The organism is Borrelia persica No12 (assembly GCF_000500045.1).
Lineage (GTDB): Bacteria > Spirochaetota > Spirochaetia > Borreliales > Borreliaceae > Borrelia > Borrelia persica.
This window is the reverse complement of record NZ_AYOT01000070.1, coordinates 1-714: the sequence shown is the minus strand read 5'-3', so window position 1 is coordinate 714 and position 714 is coordinate 1. Positions and strand designations below refer to the sequence as shown.

The window sequence follows — 714 nt, the reverse complement described above, 5'->3', positions numbered from 1 at the left end:
AATTTAAGTACTTTTGTTATTATAAATTCATTCAAACTTTCTTCGCCAATAAATATGCTCCCAACTTCACTTGCACCAATTCGTAGTAAAGCTTCTCTTTGTTTGTTAAAATCATCTTTGCTATTGAATTTAAAACATTCATGTTTTTTAATACCAGGTATCTTACGTCCTACTTTACTTATTTTGCTTGGATTCTTTTGTTTCACGTTTTCTTCTTCTTCAATTTGTGGCAAAAATTCTTCAAAACCTTCAAATATTCTTTGAGCTTGTACACCGATATGATGCATATCATCTCCTTTACTACTAATTTTTTTTGACATATTTTTATTCATAAATCTCTCCTTTGATTTTTGTTCATTTTTGTATATAACAAAAATAATATTATAGCAAAAATTGATTTTATCAACTTTTTGCTATAGTTATTGCTATAATATTTTTTGTTAAATTTTGATATAAAAAAATTTTTATTTAAATGGGTTTACTTTATAGTAACAATTGAGTTATTATAAATAGTAAGTAAACCAAAATAAGGAGATCAAAGATGAAAAGCATAAAAAAGCTCGCCAATAAACATCAGCACATGTTAATCATTTTAATATCAACATTAGATTTCATGAACTCAATGTTCAAGCAATACAATCAAAACAAAATACTCTATTATTTCAACCGAAACTTAAGACAAAATGGTCAGAAAGAAATTAAAATGAAGACACT

At 25.2% G+C, this 714-nt stretch carries 1 protein-coding gene and 1 pseudogene; one reads left to right on the top strand and one right to left on the bottom strand.

Translation table 11 applies throughout. The annotated features are described in order from the left end of the window. A pseudogene (locus U881_RS10445) lies at nt 1-332 on the bottom strand (DUF244 domain-containing protein); the annotation flags it as partial. A 209-nt stretch (nt 333-541) separates the two neighbouring features. Between U881_RS10445 and U881_RS11800 the strand changes: the two are divergent. Continuing rightward, the coding region (locus U881_RS11800; RefSeq protein WP_235048112.1) for a plasmid maintenance protein at nt 542-714 on the top strand (173 nt) is incomplete at its 3' end.